General features: G+C 61.1%; 11 protein-coding genes. 4 read left to right on the top strand and 7 right to left on the bottom strand.

Translation table 11 applies throughout. The features are described 5' to 3' along the window. Window positions 1-5: 5 nt before the first annotated feature. From gyrB to VL130_RS05150, 6 genes are all read right to left on the bottom strand, one after another. Complete coding sequence (gene gyrB, locus VL130_RS05175; RefSeq protein ID WP_325361667.1) at window positions 6-2,444, bottom strand: DNA topoisomerase (ATP-hydrolyzing) subunit B; 2,439 nt, start codon at window positions 2,442-2,444, stop codon at window positions 6-8. Between the two features lie 14 nt (window positions 2,445-2,458). Then, complete coding sequence (gene recF / locus VL130_RS05170; protein ID WP_325361666.1) at window positions 2,459-3,568, bottom strand: DNA replication/repair protein RecF; 1,110 nt, start codon at window positions 3,566-3,568, stop codon at window positions 2,459-2,461. Window positions 3,569-3,721: 153 nt separating this feature from the next. Next, window positions 3,722-4,843: a DNA polymerase III subunit beta gene (gene dnaN / locus VL130_RS05165; protein WP_325361665.1), complete on the bottom strand. Its 1,122-nt coding sequence runs from the start codon at window positions 4,841-4,843 to the stop codon at window positions 3,722-3,724. A gap of 225 nt (window positions 4,844-5,068) precedes the next feature. Next, the gene (gene dnaA / locus VL130_RS05160) at window positions 5,069-6,472 is read right to left on the bottom strand and encodes a chromosomal replication initiator protein DnaA (RefSeq protein ID WP_325361664.1); all 1,404 of its coding nucleotides are present in this window, start codon (window positions 6,470-6,472) and stop codon (window positions 5,069-5,071) included. 911 nt (window positions 6,473-7,383) lie between these two features. Beyond that, entirely contained in the window at window positions 7,384-7,653 is a 270-nt protein-coding gene (rpsT, locus tag VL130_RS05155) for a 30S ribosomal protein S20 (protein ID WP_325361663.1), read from the bottom strand. A 233-nt stretch (window positions 7,654-7,886) separates the two neighbouring features. After that, window positions 7,887-8,390, bottom strand: a complete 504-nt coding sequence (locus VL130_RS05150) for a response regulator (RefSeq protein ID WP_325361662.1) — start codon at window positions 8,388-8,390, stop codon at window positions 7,887-7,889. Window positions 8,391-8,592: 202 nt separating this feature from the next. Here VL130_RS05150 and VL130_RS05145 point away from each other — a divergent pair, with 202 nt between their 5' ends. After that, window positions 8,593-13,581: an alpha-2-macroglobulin gene (locus VL130_RS05145; RefSeq protein ID WP_325361661.1), complete on the top strand. Its 4,989-nt coding sequence runs from the start codon at window positions 8,593-8,595 to the stop codon at window positions 13,579-13,581. A 100-nt stretch (window positions 13,582-13,681) separates the two neighbouring features. After that, window positions 13,682-15,838, top strand: a complete 2,157-nt coding sequence (pbpC, locus tag VL130_RS05140; RefSeq protein WP_414636215.1) for a penicillin-binding protein 1C — start codon at window positions 13,682-13,684, stop codon at window positions 15,836-15,838. 62 nt (window positions 15,839-15,900) lie between these two features. Here the strand turns inward: pbpC and VL130_RS05135 are convergent, their stop codons facing one another. Next, a complete protein-coding gene (locus VL130_RS05135) occupies window positions 15,901-17,556 on the bottom strand; it encodes an MFS transporter (RefSeq protein ID WP_325361659.1) in 1,656 nt (551 codons plus the stop codon). A gap of 161 nt (window positions 17,557-17,717) precedes the next feature. Here VL130_RS05135 and VL130_RS05130 point away from each other — a divergent pair, with 161 nt between their 5' ends. Both VL130_RS05130 and VL130_RS05125 read left to right on the top strand, forming a co-directional pair. After that, window positions 17,718-17,957, top strand: coding sequence for a hypothetical protein (locus VL130_RS05130; RefSeq protein WP_325361658.1), 240 nt, complete (start codon window positions 17,718-17,720; stop codon window positions 17,955-17,957). Window positions 17,958-18,022: 65 nt separating this feature from the next. Continuing rightward, window positions 18,023-18,643, top strand: coding sequence for a carbonic anhydrase (locus VL130_RS05125; RefSeq protein ID WP_325361657.1), 621 nt, complete (start codon window positions 18,023-18,025; stop codon window positions 18,641-18,643). Window positions 18,644-18,767 lie beyond the last annotated feature (124 nt).

Here is an 18,767-nt window from a genome sequence, read left to right as displayed (position 1 = left end):
CCTGCCTAGGCATCCACTTCCGCGTTCAGGGCGTTTTCCTGAATGAATTCGCGGCGCGGCTCGACCAGATCGCCCATCAGCTTCGAGAACATCTCATCGGCTTCATCCGCGTGGTTGACCTTGACCTGCAACAGGGTGCGGACATCCTTGTCGAGCGTGGTTTCCCACAACTGCTCGGCGTTCATTTCGCCCAGCCCCTTATAGCGCTGGATGGTCATGCCCTTGCGGCCGGCATCGAGCACCGCCGAAACCAGATCGAGCGGCCCGCGGATATCCGTCGGTTTTTCCTTGCGCGTATAGATGGAGACGGCGTTATAGATATCGCCCAGGCCATCGGCGCGTTCACCAAGACGGCGGGCGTCCTGGCTCTGCATCAGGGTTTCGTCGAGGACGATCTTCTCGGTGACGCCACGGCGGACGCGTTCGAACACATAACCACCGAGTTCGCCGGCTTCGACCTTCCAAGGGCCGTCGCCATCCTGGTTGAGGCGGGTCAGGGCCCTGGCGACGCGATCGAGATCAGGATGACCACTGAACAGGCCACCGAGCGCCGCCTGTTCCAAAGCGAAGGCCGGGGCGCGCGAGGCCAGGCGATCGACCGACCCCTTGAATGTCTTGGCGGCACGGATTTGGGCTTCGAGGTCATTGCCGGTGATGCGTTCGCCGGTCGGCAGGGCCAGCACGGCGTCGCTGACGCCTTCCTCGATCAGGAAGGTGTCGAGTTCGGCGTCATCCTTGACGTAGCGCGACGACTTGCCCTTGGCCACCTTATACAGCGGCGGCTGGGCGATATACAGGTAACCGCGCTCGATCAGTTCGGGCATCTGACGGTAGAAGAAGGTCAGCAACAGGGTGCGGATGTGCGCGCCATCGACGTCGGCGTCGGTCATGATGATGATCTTGTGGTAGCGCACCTTATCGGCGTTAAAATCGTCACGGCCAATGCCGGCGCCGAGCGCCACGATCAGGGTGCCGATCTGCTCGGACGACAGCATCTTGTCGAAACGGGCGCGCTCGACGTTCAGCACCTTGCCGCGCAGGGGCAGGATGGCCTGGTTTTCGCGGTTACGCGCCTGCTTGGCCGAACCGCCGGCGGAATCCCCTTCGACGATGAAGATTTCGGACTTGGCCGGATCGCGTTCCTGACAGTCGGCCAGCTTGCCGGGCAGGCTGGAGATGTCCAAAGCCGACTTGCGACGGGTCAGGTCGCGCGCCTTGCGGGCGGCTTCACGCGCCGAAGCGGCTTCGATGATCTTGGAGACGATCGCCTTGGCTTCGGCGGGGTTTTCCTCGAACCACTGCGACAGCTTGTCATAGACCAGGCCTTCGACGGCCGGGCGCACCTCGGAGGAAACCAGCTTGTCCTTGGTCTGCGACGAGAACTTGGGATCGGGCACCTTGACCGACAGCACGCAGGTCAGGCCTTCGCGGGCGTCTTCGCCGGTGACGGTGACCTTTTCCTTTTTCGCCGCGCCGGACGATTCCATATAGGCGGTCATGACGCGGGTCAGCGCCCCGCGGAAGGCCGCCAGGTGGGTGCCGCCGTCGCGCTGCGGAATGTTATTGGTGAAGCACAGCATGGTCTCGTGGTAGCTGTCGTTCCATTGCAGGGCGAGATCGACCTCCACCTTGTCACGCACGCCGCGCACATCGACCGGCGCCTTCAAAATCGAGGTCTTGGCCTTGTCCAGGTGCTTGACGAATTCGACGATGCCGCCATCGTAATGCAGGATGGTTTCGTAGGGTTCGGCCTCGCGCATGTCGGCGAAGCGGATATAGACGCCCGAATTGAGAAAGGCCAGTTCGCGCAGGCGGTGTTCCAGCGTCTTGCGGTCGAAATCGATAAAGGCGAAGGTGGTCAGCGACGGAAAAAAGCGCACCTCCGTGCCGGTATAGTCCTTGCCGTTTTCGCGCTTGAAGGTATCACCCACCACCTTGAGCGGGCTAACCGTGTCGCCGCGCTCGAAACGGACTTCGTGCTTCTTGCCTTGGCGGTAGATGGTCAGTTCGAGATAGTCGGACAGGGCGTTGACGACCGAGACACCGACGCCGTGCAGGCCGCCGGAGACCTTGTAGGAATTCTGGTCGAATTTACCACCGGCGTGCAGCTCGGTCATGATGACCTCGGCGGCGGAAACGCCCTCGCCTTCGTGGATATCGACCGGCACGCCGCGACCGTCATCGGTGACCGTGCAGGAGCCATCAGGATTGAGGATGACTTCGACGCGCGTGGCGTGGCCGGCCAACACTTCATCGATGGCGTTATCCACCACTTCGTAGACCATGTGGTGCAGGCCGGAGCCGTCATCGGTATCGCCGATATACATGCCGGGACGCTTGCGAACGGCGTCGAGTCCCTTCAAAACCTTGATCGAATCAGCGCCGTATTCGGACTGTCCGTTGGCGTCGAGGCCGCTGTTCAGTTCTTCGGGTTCGTCGGTCATGGAAAGCCTTTTATTTACTCAATAAATTCAACGAATTGACCGCTTTCGATACGCACGCCCAGCGCGCGATTTTTCAGGCCGTCGAACAGGCTCAAATCAGTGCCCGTAAACACCGTTTGTAGCCCTAAAGCGTGGGTCTCGTCAAACAATGCGTGGCGCCGCAAGGGGTCGAGATGGGCGGCTACCTCATCGAGCAAAAGGATTGGTTTGGAAAGGGATTCCGCCTTGGCGAGACGTGCGCCCTGCCCCAGAATGATGTTGAGCAGAAGCGCTTTTTGCTCGCCGGTCGAACAGTCGGCGGCGGGGCGGTTTTTCTCACGATGGAGGACGGTCAGGTCCATGCGATGGGGGCCAAACAATGACCGTCCGGCAGCGCCGTCACGGCTGCGGGCGCGGCGATAACCGTCGATCAGGTCATCTTCCGGGATCTCGCCGGTAAAGCTGAGGTCGGCCTTCGGGAAAGCGCCCTGATGACCTTCGATCTCGGCCTGTAACGCCGACATAGCGGCCAGGCGGGCGCGCATCATCTGCGCGCCGGTTTCGGCCAGTTTCTGCTCCAGCAGCGTCAGCCAGGCTTCATCAACAGGACCATCGGTGAGCAGTTTCAGGCGTTCGCGCAAGGCCTTTTCATAGGCGCTGACCGTGGCGGCATGGCCGTGATCGGCGGCATAGACCAGCCGATCGAAAAAGCGCAGGCGTTCGGCGCGCGCTTCGAGGAACAGACGGTCCTGCAAGGGGGTCAGCCATATCTGGCGGACGTGCTCCAGCAGGCGCGAAGCGGTGACGGTTTCGCCATCCAGCCGGATGATGCGCTTGCCCGGATCACGCGGATCAGAACCTGTGCCGAGGTGAACCTCGTCCTCGCCTTCGTGAAACCGCGCCGCCACACCCCAGGCGCGGCCCCTGGCTTCATCGGGCAGGCGACGACCGAGATCGCTGAACGCCGCGCCGCGCAGGCCACGACCGGGATTCAGGACGCTGATCGCCTCCAGCAGATTGGTCTTGCCGGCGCCATTGGGGCCATAGAGATAGACGCTGCGGCCGCTGATGGCGAAGTCCAGCCGCTCATAAGAGCGGAATTCGGTCAGGGAGAGGTGCTGGAGCGCGTGTTTATCGGGAGTCATCATAATCTCCTCCCCTGCAAAGCGGGGGAGGTGTCGCGGCATAGTCCGCGACGGAGGAGGCCATCACCCATGTCAAAAAGCCCCCTCCACCACTTCGTGGTCCCCCTCCCCCGCTTTGCAGGGGAGGAGAAGGGGGAATGATTCATATCTGGTCTACACCCGCAGCGGCATCAGCACGTATTGCACGCCGTTATCGACCGGATCGAGCACCAGGGTCGGCGAAGAGGCGTCCGAAAAGCGCAACTCGACCGTATCGCCGCCGATCTGACCCATCACGTCCATGATATAACGGGCGTTAAAACCGATATCGAGCGTCTCGTTGTCGTAGTCGATCTCGGCTTCTTCAACAGCTTGACCGGCTTCGATATTGCGCACGGAAAGCGTCAGGCGGCCAGTTTCGATGGTCATCTTCACCGAGCGCGACTTTTCCGCCGAAATGGTCGAAACGCGATCCACGGCCTTCGACAGCACGCCGGCGGAGACCGTCATCACCTTGTCATTGCCCTTGGGGATGACGCGGCCATAGTCGGGGAAGGAACCGTCGATGATCTTGGAGGTGAGGGAGGCGTTGCCGAACTGGAAGCGGATCTTGGCCGGCGAAACGGTCATTTCGACATAGCCGGTGCCGTCATCGAGCAGACGGCGGGCCTGATCGATGGTCTTGCGTGGGACGATTACACCGGCGCCACCCATGGCGCCTTCGGGCGCGGGCATTTCGGCGAGGGCGAGACGGTGACCATCGGTGGCCACGGCGCGGAGGTAGTTGGAGCCGTCCTCAGCCAGGCAATGCAGGAACAGGCCGTTCAGGTAATAGCGGGTTTCTTCGGTCGAGACAGCGAAGCGCGTCTTGTCGATCAGGCGCTTCAGGTCATCGCGCAGGATCTGGTAGGAGACGCCTTCGTGGTCGCTCGACATGATCGGGAAGTCACCGGCCGGCAGGACCGGCAGGGCGAAGCGCGAACGGCCGGCGGAAACCGACAGGCGCGGATCATCACCAGAAGCGAATTTCAGTTCGACATCGGCGCCATCGGGCAGCTTGCGGACGATTTCATAGAGGGTATGGGCCGGGGCGGTGATCTGGCCGGGGACCGAGACGATGGCTTCGGCGGTATCGACGATTTCCATATCGAGATCGGTGGCCGAGAAGGACACCTGGCCGCGCTCGGCGGACAGCAGGACGTTGGACAGGATGGGAATGGTGTTGCGGCGCTCGACGACGTTCTGGACGTGGCCAAGGGCCTTCAAAAGGGCGCCACGTTCGATGGTGAATTGCATCTTGTTATCCTACCAGATTCTGCGTTTCCGGCTCTCGAAAACACAGGGCCGGGAGGCGGACATTAGAGCAAAATTTACGAAATTCAAACGGTTTGTCCGCTGAAACGCCGACAAACGAATGGGGCGTGGGGTCCGCGCCCCACATCTTGTTCTTGTTTTTCCTTCGTCCCGTGGGGCGAGAGAAAAACAAGAAGAGAAGTCTTGGGGCCACAGGCCCCAAACCCATCAGACGTTGCGGAGTTTACGCGTCAAAGCTTCGACATCGCGGGCGATCTGATCATCGGCCTGCAACAGTTCCTCGACCTTCTTCACCGCATGCAAAACCGTCGTGTGATCGCGTCCGCCGAAGCGACGGCCAATATCCGGATAGGAACGCGTTGTGTGCTGCTTGCACAGCCACATCGCCACCTGGCGCGGACGGGCGATCGCGCGGGTCCGGCGCTCGGACAGAAGATCCGCCTGTTTCAGGCCGAAATGCTCGGAAACCAGCTTCTGGATCTCATCCACGGTGACGCGACGTTCGACGGCCACCTTCAAATTCGGCTGCAACAGCGCCATAGCTTCTTCCAAAGTCAAACTCCCAAGACGCGGCCCAGCGGACGCCACCAGGGTATTGACCGCACCTTCAAGTTCACGGATCGACCCTGGCACACGCTCGGCCAGAAAATGTAAAACATCGGAACGCGGATTCTGGGCGGCGCCCAGGCGTTGCGACAACTGTTCGAGCTTGCGCTCGATAATGCCCATGCGCAGCGACTGATCCGCGACATCCAGCGCGCATACCAGCCCGGAGGACAGGTGCGAACGCAGGCGTGCTTCGATCTCGGTCAATTGCGAAGGCGGACGATCAGCCGTGAAAACGACACGGCGATTGTTTTCGATCAGCGAGGTCAGCGTATGGAACAACTCTTCCTGGCTGGAGGTCTTGCCGCCGATGAAATGCACATCATCGACCAGCAACAGGTCGGCCCCCCGAACCTCATCCTTGAAGGCGTTGACGGACTTGTCCATCAGCGCTTTCACGAAGGTCGAGGTGAACTTTTCCGCCGTCAGATAAACGATTTTCGCGTCCGGGCGGCGGCTCTGCGCTTCCCAGCCGATGGCGTTCAGCAGGTGGGTCTTGCCGTAGCCATAGGGGCCATGGAAAAACACCGGATTGAAGTGACCGTCCGCCCAGCTCGCCACCTGGCGTGACATCTGGAAGGCGAACTCATTGCCGCGGCCGGCGACGAAGCTGTCGAAGGTCAGGCGTTCCTGCAAACCGCCGATGCGATTGGCCGGCGGTGAAACCACGGCCGCCTCAACAGCGACCGGTGTCACTTCCGCCACAGCAGGCGTTTCTCCGCCCCGCGTCTGATCTTCGTATTCGATGCGCGAGCGGATTTCCAGCACGCGGGAATCCGGATCGTGCTGCGTCCACAGCTCCTGCGCCCGGCGGGCGGCATTGCGCGAAATCCAGTCACGCGCATAGGCCGTCGGCGTCACCAGAACCGGGTCGCCATAAGGCCCCGGACGCACGCTGGACGGCGCCACGTAAGAATTGAACGGACCCTCCCCCAGTTCCTTCCGGAGGATTGTCGCTACTTTTGACCATACCATTTCCGGTAAAATCGGTGACCAGCTTGTCATGCTTGGCATTCTTTTATCGCCCCGATCATTTGCCTTAACCCACACCACTGTACGCGTTTACTTAAAGAACCGCCGAAAGCCGCCGCCGGACCATCAGTCCCGCACGAAGCTCGCGGCCATCTACCCTGTGTCCGGCCAGTGACCATTTCGCCACCCGCCGTCTTGAAACGTCGCAACAGGCCCCCATCACAAGGCGCATTGCCGTCACTGGAGGTTGCACGCGCAAACCGCGAAGTCCGCGCGTAAACACCCCCTCACTTTCCCCTTCTACGAGTAAAGGGGGCGCCGCCATAGCCACACTTATCCGCACACCGGAACCGCAAAAAACGGCATCGGCGAGAAGTAAAGTCAAATCCCGGCAACCAGAAACAAAAGCCCCCGGCCTGCCCGAAAAGGTTAGCTAATCCGTCACGTAAGGCTACCGGATATATTGGCCCCAAAAGCCGCCATCCCCGATTTTACAAGCCTTTGAGCGCCACAGACACGTACCGTTGGACCGGAGGCGTGTCGGTTTTACCCTGGTATCCGGCCCCTGGCCGGTGCCCACTCAATTCCTCCGTATCAGGAGGAGTTCAGCGGAGAAGGGACAAATTAACGTCCTGCGCCGCCGGGTCAATGACCTAATTTATCAACAGCAGCGGATATTTTTATTGACTCCGCTAACCTGTTCGCCCGTAACGAGAAATTAAACATATAACAGACAATTATTTTTCGCCCCGCCACAGTTCTCAATCAGGACTGAATCCGGTGGTAAAATCGGCAACGAAAATGCCTCGCCCGCCGCGGCGTTCGTGGGATAATTCATTGTATTTTCGGGAATTACGGAAGGATCAGGGGATTTTTCAATCAACCGGTCCCACACAGGCGCAAAAAAAGCGGCGGGCGTTTAACGGCCCGCCGCTTTTGCGTAATTAGGCGACGCTGAGCTTCTTGAGCTGGGCAGCCAGACGCGACACCTTGCGCGAACCGGTGTTCTTGTGAACAACGCCCTTGGACACGGCGCGCATCAGTTCGGATTGCGCCTCGACAAAGGCGGCCTTGGCGACATCGGCGTTGCCGCCGGTCAGGGCTTCTTCAAACTTACGCACGAAAGTACGGACACGCGAACGGCGCGACTTGTTGACTTCGGTACGGGCAGCGATCTTGCGGATCGCTTTACGGGCGCCGGGATTATTGGCCATTCATCACCTTACAGGACGAGATAGTTGACTAAAAAGCCTCCGCCAAAGGCAGCGAAGACATGAATTTCAAGGGGGCGGGGTATAACTGATGAAGTTCCCCCGGTCAATGCTCGCAAGCCCGCTTTTATCGTTCCGGGCGTAAAAATTATTCACACCTGTGATTGGCGCCGGACGAGCCGGCAGATTTTGACCACGAACCACACGAACAGACACGCCGCGTGTTCAAAGCGCGCCTACATTTTGCCGTCGGCCTTGTCGGCAATACGGCGGAAGGGGCCTTTGAAGTCGGGATGGGCGCGGCGGCGGCGGTCGGGGCCGACATAGTTGGCCGATTTGACCCAGCCGCGTTCGTTATTGATGACGCTGCGCAGGCGGTCGATCAGGGCGCGGGCGGTCAGGGGCTTGGCGACGAATTCATTGACGCCTGCGTCGCGCGCTTCGATGACGCGGCGGCGGTCGGTGTGGCCCGTCATCATGATGATCGGCACGTACGGATGCGGGCTGTCGATACCGCGGCGGATCAGCTTGGTGAATTCGATGCCGTCGATGGTTTCCATCATCAGGTCGAGGATGATGACATCGGGCCGCCAGTCGCGGACGATTTCCAGCGCCTCGGCGCCGTCGGAGGCTTCACGGATCAGGGTGATGCCCATCGAGCGCAGCATGGTGCTGACAATGACCCGCATATAATGGTTATCATCGACCACCAGCACCATAACGCGTGCAAACTGACTCAAGCGCGATTCTCCAAGGCTTCGACCTGTCGTTCGGCGGTATTATAGGATAGGTGTCGCACCGCCCGGCAAGCCCTTTGACGGGAATCACTATCCTTATTTGCGCAATTCACAAAACAAAGATTGATCTTTCCGCCGTTCTGTTCTTGATTCGCCCATAACGGTAAAATGGCGCTTCTGCGCTTCCGAAACGGGGAACTTCACCATGATCGACTGGCACAACCGGACCCTGATTGCCGGCGCGGCGGCGGTATTGATTGCCGGTTTCGGCATCGGCTTCCTGACCGATCATGCGCTCAGCAGCCACGCCCGGCAAAAGGCCGCCAGCGCCACGGCCGAGGTCGGTCAGCCGGCGACGGGCCTGTTCGGCAAGGTGCGCGACAAGAACGCCCCGCGCGCTTCCGATAAAAAGCCCGCCGGATTCGCCGTCTGGAAGCAGAATCTCGATACCTCCGGCAGCGCGCCCAAGGCCTGTATCCAGTTCTCGAAGCCGCTCGATCCCGCCAAGCCCTATGGTGACTATGTCGTCGTGTCACCCGCCCTGCCATCGTCTCCCGCTATTTCGGTCAAGGATGATACCCTGTGCGTCTCCGGTTTTGGCTTTACCGACCGCCGCGTCACCCTGCTGAAAGGCCTGCCGGCCAAAGGCAATGACCAGCTCAAGGCCAATGCCGATCTCGATTTCACCTTTGGCGAGAAGCCGCCCTATGTCGGCTTCGCCGGCAATGGCGTCATCCTGCCGCGTGAGGAAGCCGATGGCGTGGCGGTGGAAACGGTCAATGTCTCGACCCTGGCGTTTGAGGTCTGGCACGTGTCGGATCGCAACCTGGTGAGGAAGTCGGTTTCCGCGCCCGATCCGGTGGCCGAAGGCGAGTATGATTACAGCTACGGCGATGATTCCGCCGACGATATCGGCGTCAAGATCTGGACCGGCAAGGTGGCGGTGAAGCCCGGTAATGGCGAACGCGTCACCACCGTTTTCCCATTGGGGGCTGTGCTGAAATCGCTCAAGGCGGGGGCCTATGTCGTCAAGGTGCGCGATGCCTCCGGCGGCCGCGACAAAAACGAAAACGACGAGCCGGCCCAGGCGCGTCGCTGGATTCTCTATACCGACATGGCCCTGACCACCTATAAGGGGCAGAATGGCCTGGATGTTGTGGTGCGGTCACTGAAAACCGCCAAGCCGCTGGCCGGGGTCAAGGTCGACCTGGTGGCGACCAATGGCGATACGCTTGGCGAAGTGAAATCGGGCGTCGATGGCCGTGCCACCTTTGCCGGCGCGCTGCTCAAGGGCAAGGACGCCCTGACGCCGAAGATGATCATGGCCTATGGCGCGGGTGATGATTTCACCGCTTCCGATCTCGATCGTTCGCCGATGGACCTGACCTCGCATGGCGTCGGCGGGCGCTCGGAAGATGGCGAAGCCGGCGATGGCCGCACGGCGACCATGGGTGTCGATTCCTATATGTACAGCGATCGCGGCATCTATCGGCCGGGCGAAGCCGTCCACATTGTCGCCATGATCCGAGATCCGCAGGGCCGCGCCATCAAGGACCGCAAGGGCGCCCTTATCATTACGCGCCCAAGCGGCGTGGAGGCCTATCGCCTCGGTTTCGACAAGACGCCCATGGGCTATGCCGGCGCCAATGTCACCCTGCCGAAGACGGCGCCACGCGGGCAATGGTCAGCGCGGGTTGAGCTGGAAGGCATGGACGGACCGGCGGGCACAACCACATTCGCCGTCGAGGATTTCGCGCCGCAGCGCCTGGCCGTCGATATCAGGGCCGATGCCACGCGGCCGCTGATGAGCGCCACGGAAACGCGCCCGGTTACGGTGGCGGCGCGCTATCTCTATGGCGCCATCGCTTCGGGCCTGCAGGTAACCGGCGAGGCGCGTATCCGCGCCGACGGCAACCCGTTCCCGAAATTCGCCGATTATCGCTTCGGTGATGAGAGCAAGCCTTATGAAGAGAAATATGTCGATCTGCCGGCCACAACGACGGATGCGCAGGGCAATGCCCTCTTCCCGTTCGATGCGGCGCAGGCCGGTGATACCACTGAGCCGCTGACCGTACTGCTGACCGCGTCGGTCTTTGAGCCGGGCGGGCGTCCGGTGCGCGAAAGCCAGACCCTGCGCATCAAGACCGCGCCGCTCTATCTCGGCGTCAAGGTCGATCAGAAGGACGGTTCGTGGAAGGACGCGCCGCGCATGGCCTTCAATATTCTGGGCCTCACCCCGCAGGGTGACAGACGCGCGGTCAAGGGCGTGATGGTCAGGCTGATCTCGGAAATCTGGGATTACGACTGGTATATTGCCGACGGCAAATGGAACTGGCGCTCGACCCATCGCGACGTGGTGGTGTCGTCGAAAGCCTACGATCTGAACGCCAATACCGGCGCCACCTTCGAGCGCAATCTCGACTGGGGCGATTACCGGCTCGAAGTGGAAGTGCCCGGACAAGCCAGGACGGTCACGCGCTTCTCCTCCGGTTGGGGCTCGACGCAGAAGGGCACGGATGCGCCGGACTTTGTGCGCATCACCGCCGGAAGCAAGACCTATAACCAGGGCGATACGATCGAAATCACCCTGAAGGGCCCATATAAGGGCGAGGCGCAGATCGCCGTCGCCACCGATCATGTCATCGAAATGAAGACGGTTTCCATCGGCGAAAACGGCACGACGGTGCGGCTGAAATCGACGGCGGAATGGGGCGGTGGGGCCTATATCATGGCCAGCGTCATGCAGCCGCGCGATCCGGTCAATGCCTCGAAGCCGCGCCGCGCCATCGGCCTGATCTATGTGCCGCTCGATCCAAAATCGCGCAAGCTCGGCGTCAAAATCCTGGCCAGCGACCAGCCGCAGCGCCCGCAGACCGACAGAAACGGCCACAACTTCATCGATGTGCCGATCCAGGTGTCCGGCGTGAAGCTCGGCGATCGCGCCAAGGTGAGCGTGGCCGTGGTCGATCAGGGCATCCTCAACCTGACCAAGTTCAAGTCGCCCGATCCGGCTGGCTGGTATTTCGGCAAGCGCGCGCTCGGCGTCGATTATAATGACGACTATGGCCGTCTGCTCGATCCGAACCTGGCCGCCGCCGCCCCAACCTTTGGTGGCGACCAGTTGGGCGGCGAAGGCCTGACCACGACGCCGATCCGTACCATTGCGTTATGGTCCGGCGTCGTGCAGACCACGCTTGACGGCAAGGCCTATGTCCGCCTGCCGATCGAGAAGTTCAATGGCGAACTGCGGGTCATGGCCGTGGCCTGGACCGACGATGCGGTGGGCTCCATTGATGGCCGCATGATCATCCGCGAGCCGGTGGTGGCTGATCTGGCCCTGCCGCGCTTCCTGGCGCCGGGCGATACCGCCTATGCCACCCTGCAACTCGATAATACCGACGGCAAGCCGGGGCTTTATACGGCGATTGTCAAGGGGATCAAGGGGCTGGTTTTGGCCTTCCAGAAGGCATTCAACCTCAATCATGGCCAGCAGGCGATAGAGACGATCGAGATGAAAGCGCCGAATACCACCGGCATTTCGACCGTGCAGATCGGGCTGAATGGCCAGGGCTACAGCTTCAATGACAGCTTCAGCCTGCAAACCCGCAATGGCTGGGGTCCGCAAACCCGCGTGGCGACCGCATCACAAAAAGTCAATGAAAGCTGGGTGCCCGATGCCTCGCTGCTGGCCGGTCTGCAACCGGGATCGGCGACGGTGGAGGTCAGCTATTCGCCCTTCCGCAATATCGACCCGGCGCCGCTGGCCGCCAATCTCGCCAAGTATCCTTACGGCTGCACCGAACAGGTGACATCGGCCGCCATGCCGTGGCTCTTCGTCTCGGAATCGCTGGTTGGGAAAACGGCGGCGAAACCCGGCGTCAATGCGCTGAAAATCGCCGTCGACAAGATTCTCGATCGTCAATCGGAAGACGGCGCCTTCGGTTTGTGGCGTCCCGGTGACGCCCAGGCGGATGGCTTTATCGGCGCCTATGCCACCGACTTCCTGCTGGAAGCGCGGGCCCGTGGCGCCTATGTGCCTCAGGAGGCCATAGATAAATCGCTGAACGCCATGCGCGCCATGTCACGGCCGGATGGCTACGCCAATGTCAATTATCGCCTGAGCGTGCCCTCCTACTGGAACTGGTTCGGCGTGTCCGGCGAACAGCAGACCAAGCAACTGCGTTCCCGCGCCTCGGCCTATGCGCTCTATGTGCTGGCCAAGGGCAAGTCCGGCGATCTGGCGCGCCTGCGCTGGTATCACGATGTCCAGTTCAAGGCGGAAAAGTCGCCGCTGTCACGGGCGCAGATCGCCGCCGGCCTGGCCATGATGGGTGATCATGCCCGCGCCCGCCTCAGCTTCCGCGAGGCGATCCAGACACTCGGTTATTCCGATCCGAACGACTGGTATCAGACGCCCTTGCGCGATCTGGCCGGGGTTATCGCTCTGGCCTATGAGTCGGGTGAGGACGATATCGCCCGCTCGCTGATTCCGCGTCTGGAAAACGCCATGAAGTCGCCCGCCCAGATGAACACCATCGAGAGCGCCTATGTGCTCAAGGCGGCGTCTTATATGCTGAAAGCCGCCGGTCCGCTTAAAGTTCAGGCGCAAGGGCTTAACACCCTGCCGGGTGGCCTGAACGTCCAGCGCTTCGGCGTGGGCCAGATTGCCGGCGCCAGTGTGAAAAATGGCGGCGCTGGTCCGGTGTGGCGCACGGTGACGGTGATCGGTACACCGTCGGCGGCGCCGGGGGCCGAAAGCCACGGCCTCAACCTCGTCAAGACCTACTATAATCTGGACGGTTCGCGCCTTGATCCGTCGCATATCACGCAGGGTCAGAAAGTGCTCGTGGTGATCTCCGGCCGCTCCGACCGTAACGAACTGAGGCCGATCGTGGTCGATGATCCGCTGCCGGCGGGCTTCGAGATCGAGTCGACGCTGACCAACGAGGACGCCCAGAACGGGCCGTTCGGCTTTATCGGCAAGCTGACCGATCTCAAGGTCTCGGAGGCGCGTGATGACCGCTTTATCGCGGCGCTCGATGTGTCTTCTAGTGAGGGTTTCAGCATGGCCTATATTGCCCGGGCGGTCACACAGGGTGATTTCTATCTGCCGGGCGCCGAGGCCAAGGACTTCTATCGTCCGGAGACCTTCGCCCGCACGCAGGGCGGCCGTACGGTAATCAGCGCGCGGTAATGCAAAGGCGTGTGCGTATACCTTTCTCCTCCCCTGCAAAGCGGGGGAGGTGTCGAGCAAGCGTAGCGCGTCGAGACGGAGGGGGCGACATAGCTGTGGCATGCCCCCTCCGTCACGGACAAGCCGTGACACCTCCCCCGTACGCTGCGCTACAGGGGAGGAGGAAGTGAAGATTAGCTCTTTCAATCCCGACTCCCTGATCCGGCCGCTGGTCAAGACCCTGATCGGCGTGCTGGGGTTTCAGTGTGTCATCGCCGCCGTCAACCTGATCTTTCCGCCGGATATGTCACGCGCCCAAACCGCCTCCGCCGTGGCGCTCGATCGTAACGGCGCCTGGCTGCGGGCGCTGCCGGTCGATAACGGCCGCTGGCGGATTCGCGCCGACCTCGACCGTACCGATCCGTCGTTTGTGCGGCGTTTGCTCAAGGTCGAGGACGAGCGCTTTTACTGGCACCCCGGTGTGGATGCGACCTCGATCGTTCGGGCGCTTTTGTCCAATATCCACGCCGGTACTATCGTCTCCGGCGGCTCGACCATTACCATGCAGACGGCGCGTTTGCTCAATCCGCATCCGCGCAACTATGGCAACAAGCTGATCGAGGCCCTGCGCGCCGTGCAGCTTGAAATGCGTTATTCGAAGCGCGACATCCTGGCCATGTACCTGACGCTCGCCCCCTATGGCGGCAATCTTGAAGGGGTACGCGCCGCCTCGCTCTCCTATTTCGGCCACGAGCCGGAAAGCCTGACCCTGGATGAACAGGCCCTGCTGATTTCGCTGCCACAGTCCCCGGAAGCCCGCCGGCCCGACCGCAAACCGGCCAATGCGGTGAAGGCGAGGAACTTGATCCTCAAACGTATGTCCGAGGCCAATATCATCGGCTCATCGCAGGCCAGCGAAGCGATGAACGAGCCAATGGTAACCTCACGCTTCGCCTTCCCGACACTGGCCTGGCATACGGCCGGACGGCTGGCGCGGGGCGTCAAAGGCTTGCAGGCGACGGTGGTGACGAGCATAGACGCCAACCTGCAAACCCGCCTGGAAGCCATGGCGGCGGCCATAGCCAGGGATCAGGGACCGAATTCGTCGGTCGCTATCATCGTGGTCGATATCAAGACGCGCGGGGTGCGCGCCAGTGTTGGCGGCGGCGGGCTGGACCGGCCCGGCGGCTGGATGGACATGACCCGCGCCATTCGCTCGCCCGGCTCGGCCTTGAAGCCCTTTATCTATGGTTTTGCCTTTGAAGATGGCGTGGTGGCGCCCGATACCCGCCTGATGGATGCCCCGACGCGCTTTGGCGACTATCAGCCGGAGGATTTCGACCGGGTGTTCCATGGCGAAGTGTCGGCCAAGGAAGCGCTGATCAATTCGCTGAATGTGCCGGCCGTAGCGGTGCTCAATCGCATCGGACCGGAAGCTTTTCAGGGGCGGCTGGAAGCGGTCGGCGTGCCGTTGTTCGTGCCGAAATCGGGCCTGAAAGAGTCGGGGCTGGCTTTGGCGCTCGGCGGCGAGGGGATACGTCTGAGTGATGTGGCGCTTTTGTATGCGGCGCTCGGCGATCACGGCCTGGCGCGGCCGCTGGCCTATACGGTGGCGGATGAAAAGACGACGGGTGGCCAGCGCCTCATGCGGCCGGAAGCGGCGGACCGGGTTATCTCTATCCTGCGTGAGACCCCGCCGCCGGAGGGCCGTCTGCCGGGGCCGCTGATGAAGAACGCCAACCGCCCGGCCTTCAAAACCGGCACCTCCTATGGCTACCGTGATGCGCTGGCGGTGGGCGTGGCCGGCGGTTATGCCGTGCTGGTATGGACCGGCCGTCCGGATGGCGGGGCGCGGGCCGACCAGACCGGCCGTGAGGCTTCGGCGCCTCTGCTGTTCGATGTTTTTGATCAGTTGCAGGCGCCCAGCCAGTTGCCGCAATCGATCGCACCGGGCAATGCGCCGAAGGGTCTGAAGATGATGAGTGGCGACACGGGAAAGGCGTCGATCCTGTTTCCGCCGAATAACGCTACGGTCTATGTCGAGGTGAAAGATGCCGCGCAGAAGCTGAATGTCGTGCGGCCGCTGAAACTGTCGGCGCGGGGTATCCGGCCGGTGCAGTGGTATGTCGATGGCCAGCCGCTGAAACTGGACGGAAATAACGAATGGAGCTGGTCACCGCCGACGGAAGGCTTCTTCGAGCTATCGGTTATTGATGCCGAGGGGCATGAGGATAAGAGTCATGTGCGCGTAAAGGCGATCCGGGGCGAGGTGAGATAAGCAAGACACCCCACCACCACGAGCCCAAGAGGCTCGTGGTGGTGGGGTGTCTTGCTTAAACCCTATTCAATCGTATGCAGGTCGCGGCCCTTGGTTTCCTTAAGGAATAACAGCGACACCAGAACCGCCAGCAGGCCGGTCGCTACCGGATACCACAGGCCGAAATAGATATTGCCTGACGCCGCCACCATGGCGAAGGACAGGACCGGCTGCAAACCGCCGAACCAGCCGGTGCCGATATTGTAGGGCAGGCTCATGGCGGTATAGCGCACGCGGGTCGGGAACATTTCGACGAGCGCTGAGGCCATCGGACCGTAAAGCGCCGTCGCGGCCACGGCCAGGATACACAGGACGCCGAACATCGCCCACAGATTGGCCTTGGCGCGGTCGGCCTTTTCCGGATAGCCGGCGGCTTTCAGCGCCGCCTTGACCTCGGTGGCCGCCCTGGCTTTCAGCGCCTTGAGGCCGGCCTTGTCGAGTCCCTTGCCGGAAGGCACAGCGATCACCTGCGAACCGATATGGATGCTGGCGGTTTCGCCTGCGTTCGCGTCGGCGCGGTTGACATAGGGCGTGCCGATGCCGGTCACCACGCTTTTGGCCAGATCGCAGGGGGTCGTGAACTGAGCGGTGTTAAAGAGGTCGAACTGGAAGCTGCACGATTTCGGATCGGCCACGACATAGACCGGATTGATCCGCTGCGCCGTTTCGAGGTCGGGATTGCCGAACTTCATCAGGGCCTGATAGCCGGGGAAGAAAGAAATACAGGCCAGCAGGATGCCGAAGATCATCACCGGCTTGCGGCCGATCTTGTCGGACAGCGTGGCGAAGGCGACATAGAGGCCCGCAGATACCAGCGTCATGCCCATGACGAGGGTGTTCATATCGGCCGGATCGAGCTTGACGATCGAAGTCAGGAACACCTGTGTATAGAAGAAGGTGGTGTACCACACCACGCCCTGCGCCGTCATGAAACCGAACAGCGCGATCAGCATCCCCTTGAAGTTCGGCCAGCGGGTGAAGATTTCGCTGAGCGGCGATTTCGCCAGTTGCCCCTGGTCGTGCAGCGCCTTGAAGGCCGGGCTTTCGGCGGTTTTCGAGCGGATATAGACCGAGACCGCCAGCAAACCAGCCGAGACGATAAACGGAATCCGCCAGCCCCAATCGGCGAAGACGGGTTCGGAAATGGTCTTGCGCGTAACGAGAATGACCAGCAGCGCCGCGATCAGGCCGAAGCCGGCCGAGGTCTGTATCCAGCCGGTATAGGCGCCGCGCTTGTTGGCCGGCGCATGTTCGGCCACATAAATCGCCGCACCGCCATATTCGCCACCGAGCGCGAAGCCCTGCACGATGCGCAATATGATCAGCAGGACAGGCGCCAGTATGCCGACCTGCTTGTAGGTCGGCAGCAGGCCGATGGCGATGGTGGCCAGTCCCATGACCAGGATGGTGTAAAGAAAAGTGCCCTTGCGGCCCTTCTTGTCGCCGATATGGCCGAACACAAGCGCGCCCAGTGGCCGGGCGATAAAGCCAACAGCGAAGGTAGCCAGTGCGGCTATGGTGGCCAGGGTTTCGTTCAGCCCGGCATAGAAGTTTTGGGCGATAATGGCCGTCAGCGAGCCGAAGATGAAGAAGTCGTACCATTCAAAGGTGGTGCCCGCCGCCGAGGCGATCACGATGGTGCGCAGGCTGTTTTTCTGCATCTTGTCTTCGGTCGTCATTCATGGCCCCTGTGCGGCCCGTATTTTCGGGCCTGTGGCTAAAGGTTTGACCGAAAACATTACAGAAAACAAGGGCATTCATCAGTCCTGTCGCGGCCACTGGCGCACGCCGGTTTTTAAGGTTAAGGTGGCGTTAAGGCACGTTTCCGAGGGGGGCCAAAATGAAGTTTTCCGAACCTGTCCATACCGCCGAGGGCCTGACCTCCTATGTCAGGGTCAGAGGGGTGCAATGGGGGCCGCTCATTCTCAGCATTGTCGAAGGTTTGTTCGGTCTGGTAGGGGTGGTCGTGCTGATCCTGGTCATCCGCTACGGCTCTTTCGAAAAGGCTGGCCTGACGATCGACCAGGGCATCGCATCCTTTAAAACGGCTGTTCAGGGTGTGATCCCGCATAAGTTATAAAAGACTTGATCTGAGAAGCGCGTGGCCTATAACCCCCGAAGTGTTGTTTGGAGAGGCTCTGGGTCATGCTGGATCAACTGATTGAAAACAATCGCCACTGGGCGCATCAGAAGACCGAAATAGACCCCGAATTTTTCAAACGCCTCGTCGCCCAGCAATCGCCGGAATATTTCTGGATCGGCTGCGCCGATAGCCGGGTCCCGGCCAATGAAATCGTCAATCTCGACCCCGGCGAGATGTTTGTCCACCGCAATATCGCCAACCTGACGCCGCCGCAGGACGCCAACTATCTGAGCGTGCTGCAATTTGCCGTTCAGGTGCTGAAGGTGAAACATATCCTCGTGGTCGGCCATTATGGCTGCGGCGGGGTGCGGGCGGCTATCGAATCGCAGGGCGACGCGCTCATCGATCACTGGCTGACGCCGATCCGCGAGGTGGCGCACAATCACCAGCATGAGCTGGCGGGGATCGATGACGATACGCAGCGCTTCGATCGCCTGTGTGAGCTGAATGTTATCGCCCAGGCGCGCAATGTCGCCCTGACGCCGATCGTGCAGAATGCCTGGCGCGAAGGCCAGCCCCTGACCATTCACGGCTGGGTCTATTCCATCGCCAACGGTCTGGTCACCGATCAGGGCGTCAGCATGGCGAACTTCGAAGATCGGCAGCGTGTCTTCGATATTTAAGGGGATAAAAAATTAACGGTTCGCGTCCCCGCATCGTAGTAAGCCTATGATTTACAAGCAAATTAGAAAACTAAACCTTTCGCTTCGCCTGTTCTTTGTCAAAGAAACCTGTGAGCCGTATGGG

This window comes from Asticcacaulis sp. (genome assembly GCF_035497195.1).
Lineage (GTDB): Bacteria > Pseudomonadota > Alphaproteobacteria > Caulobacterales > Caulobacteraceae > Asticcacaulis.
Note: the sequence above shows the minus strand (reverse complement) of the source record. Positions and strands in the feature narration are given on the sequence as shown.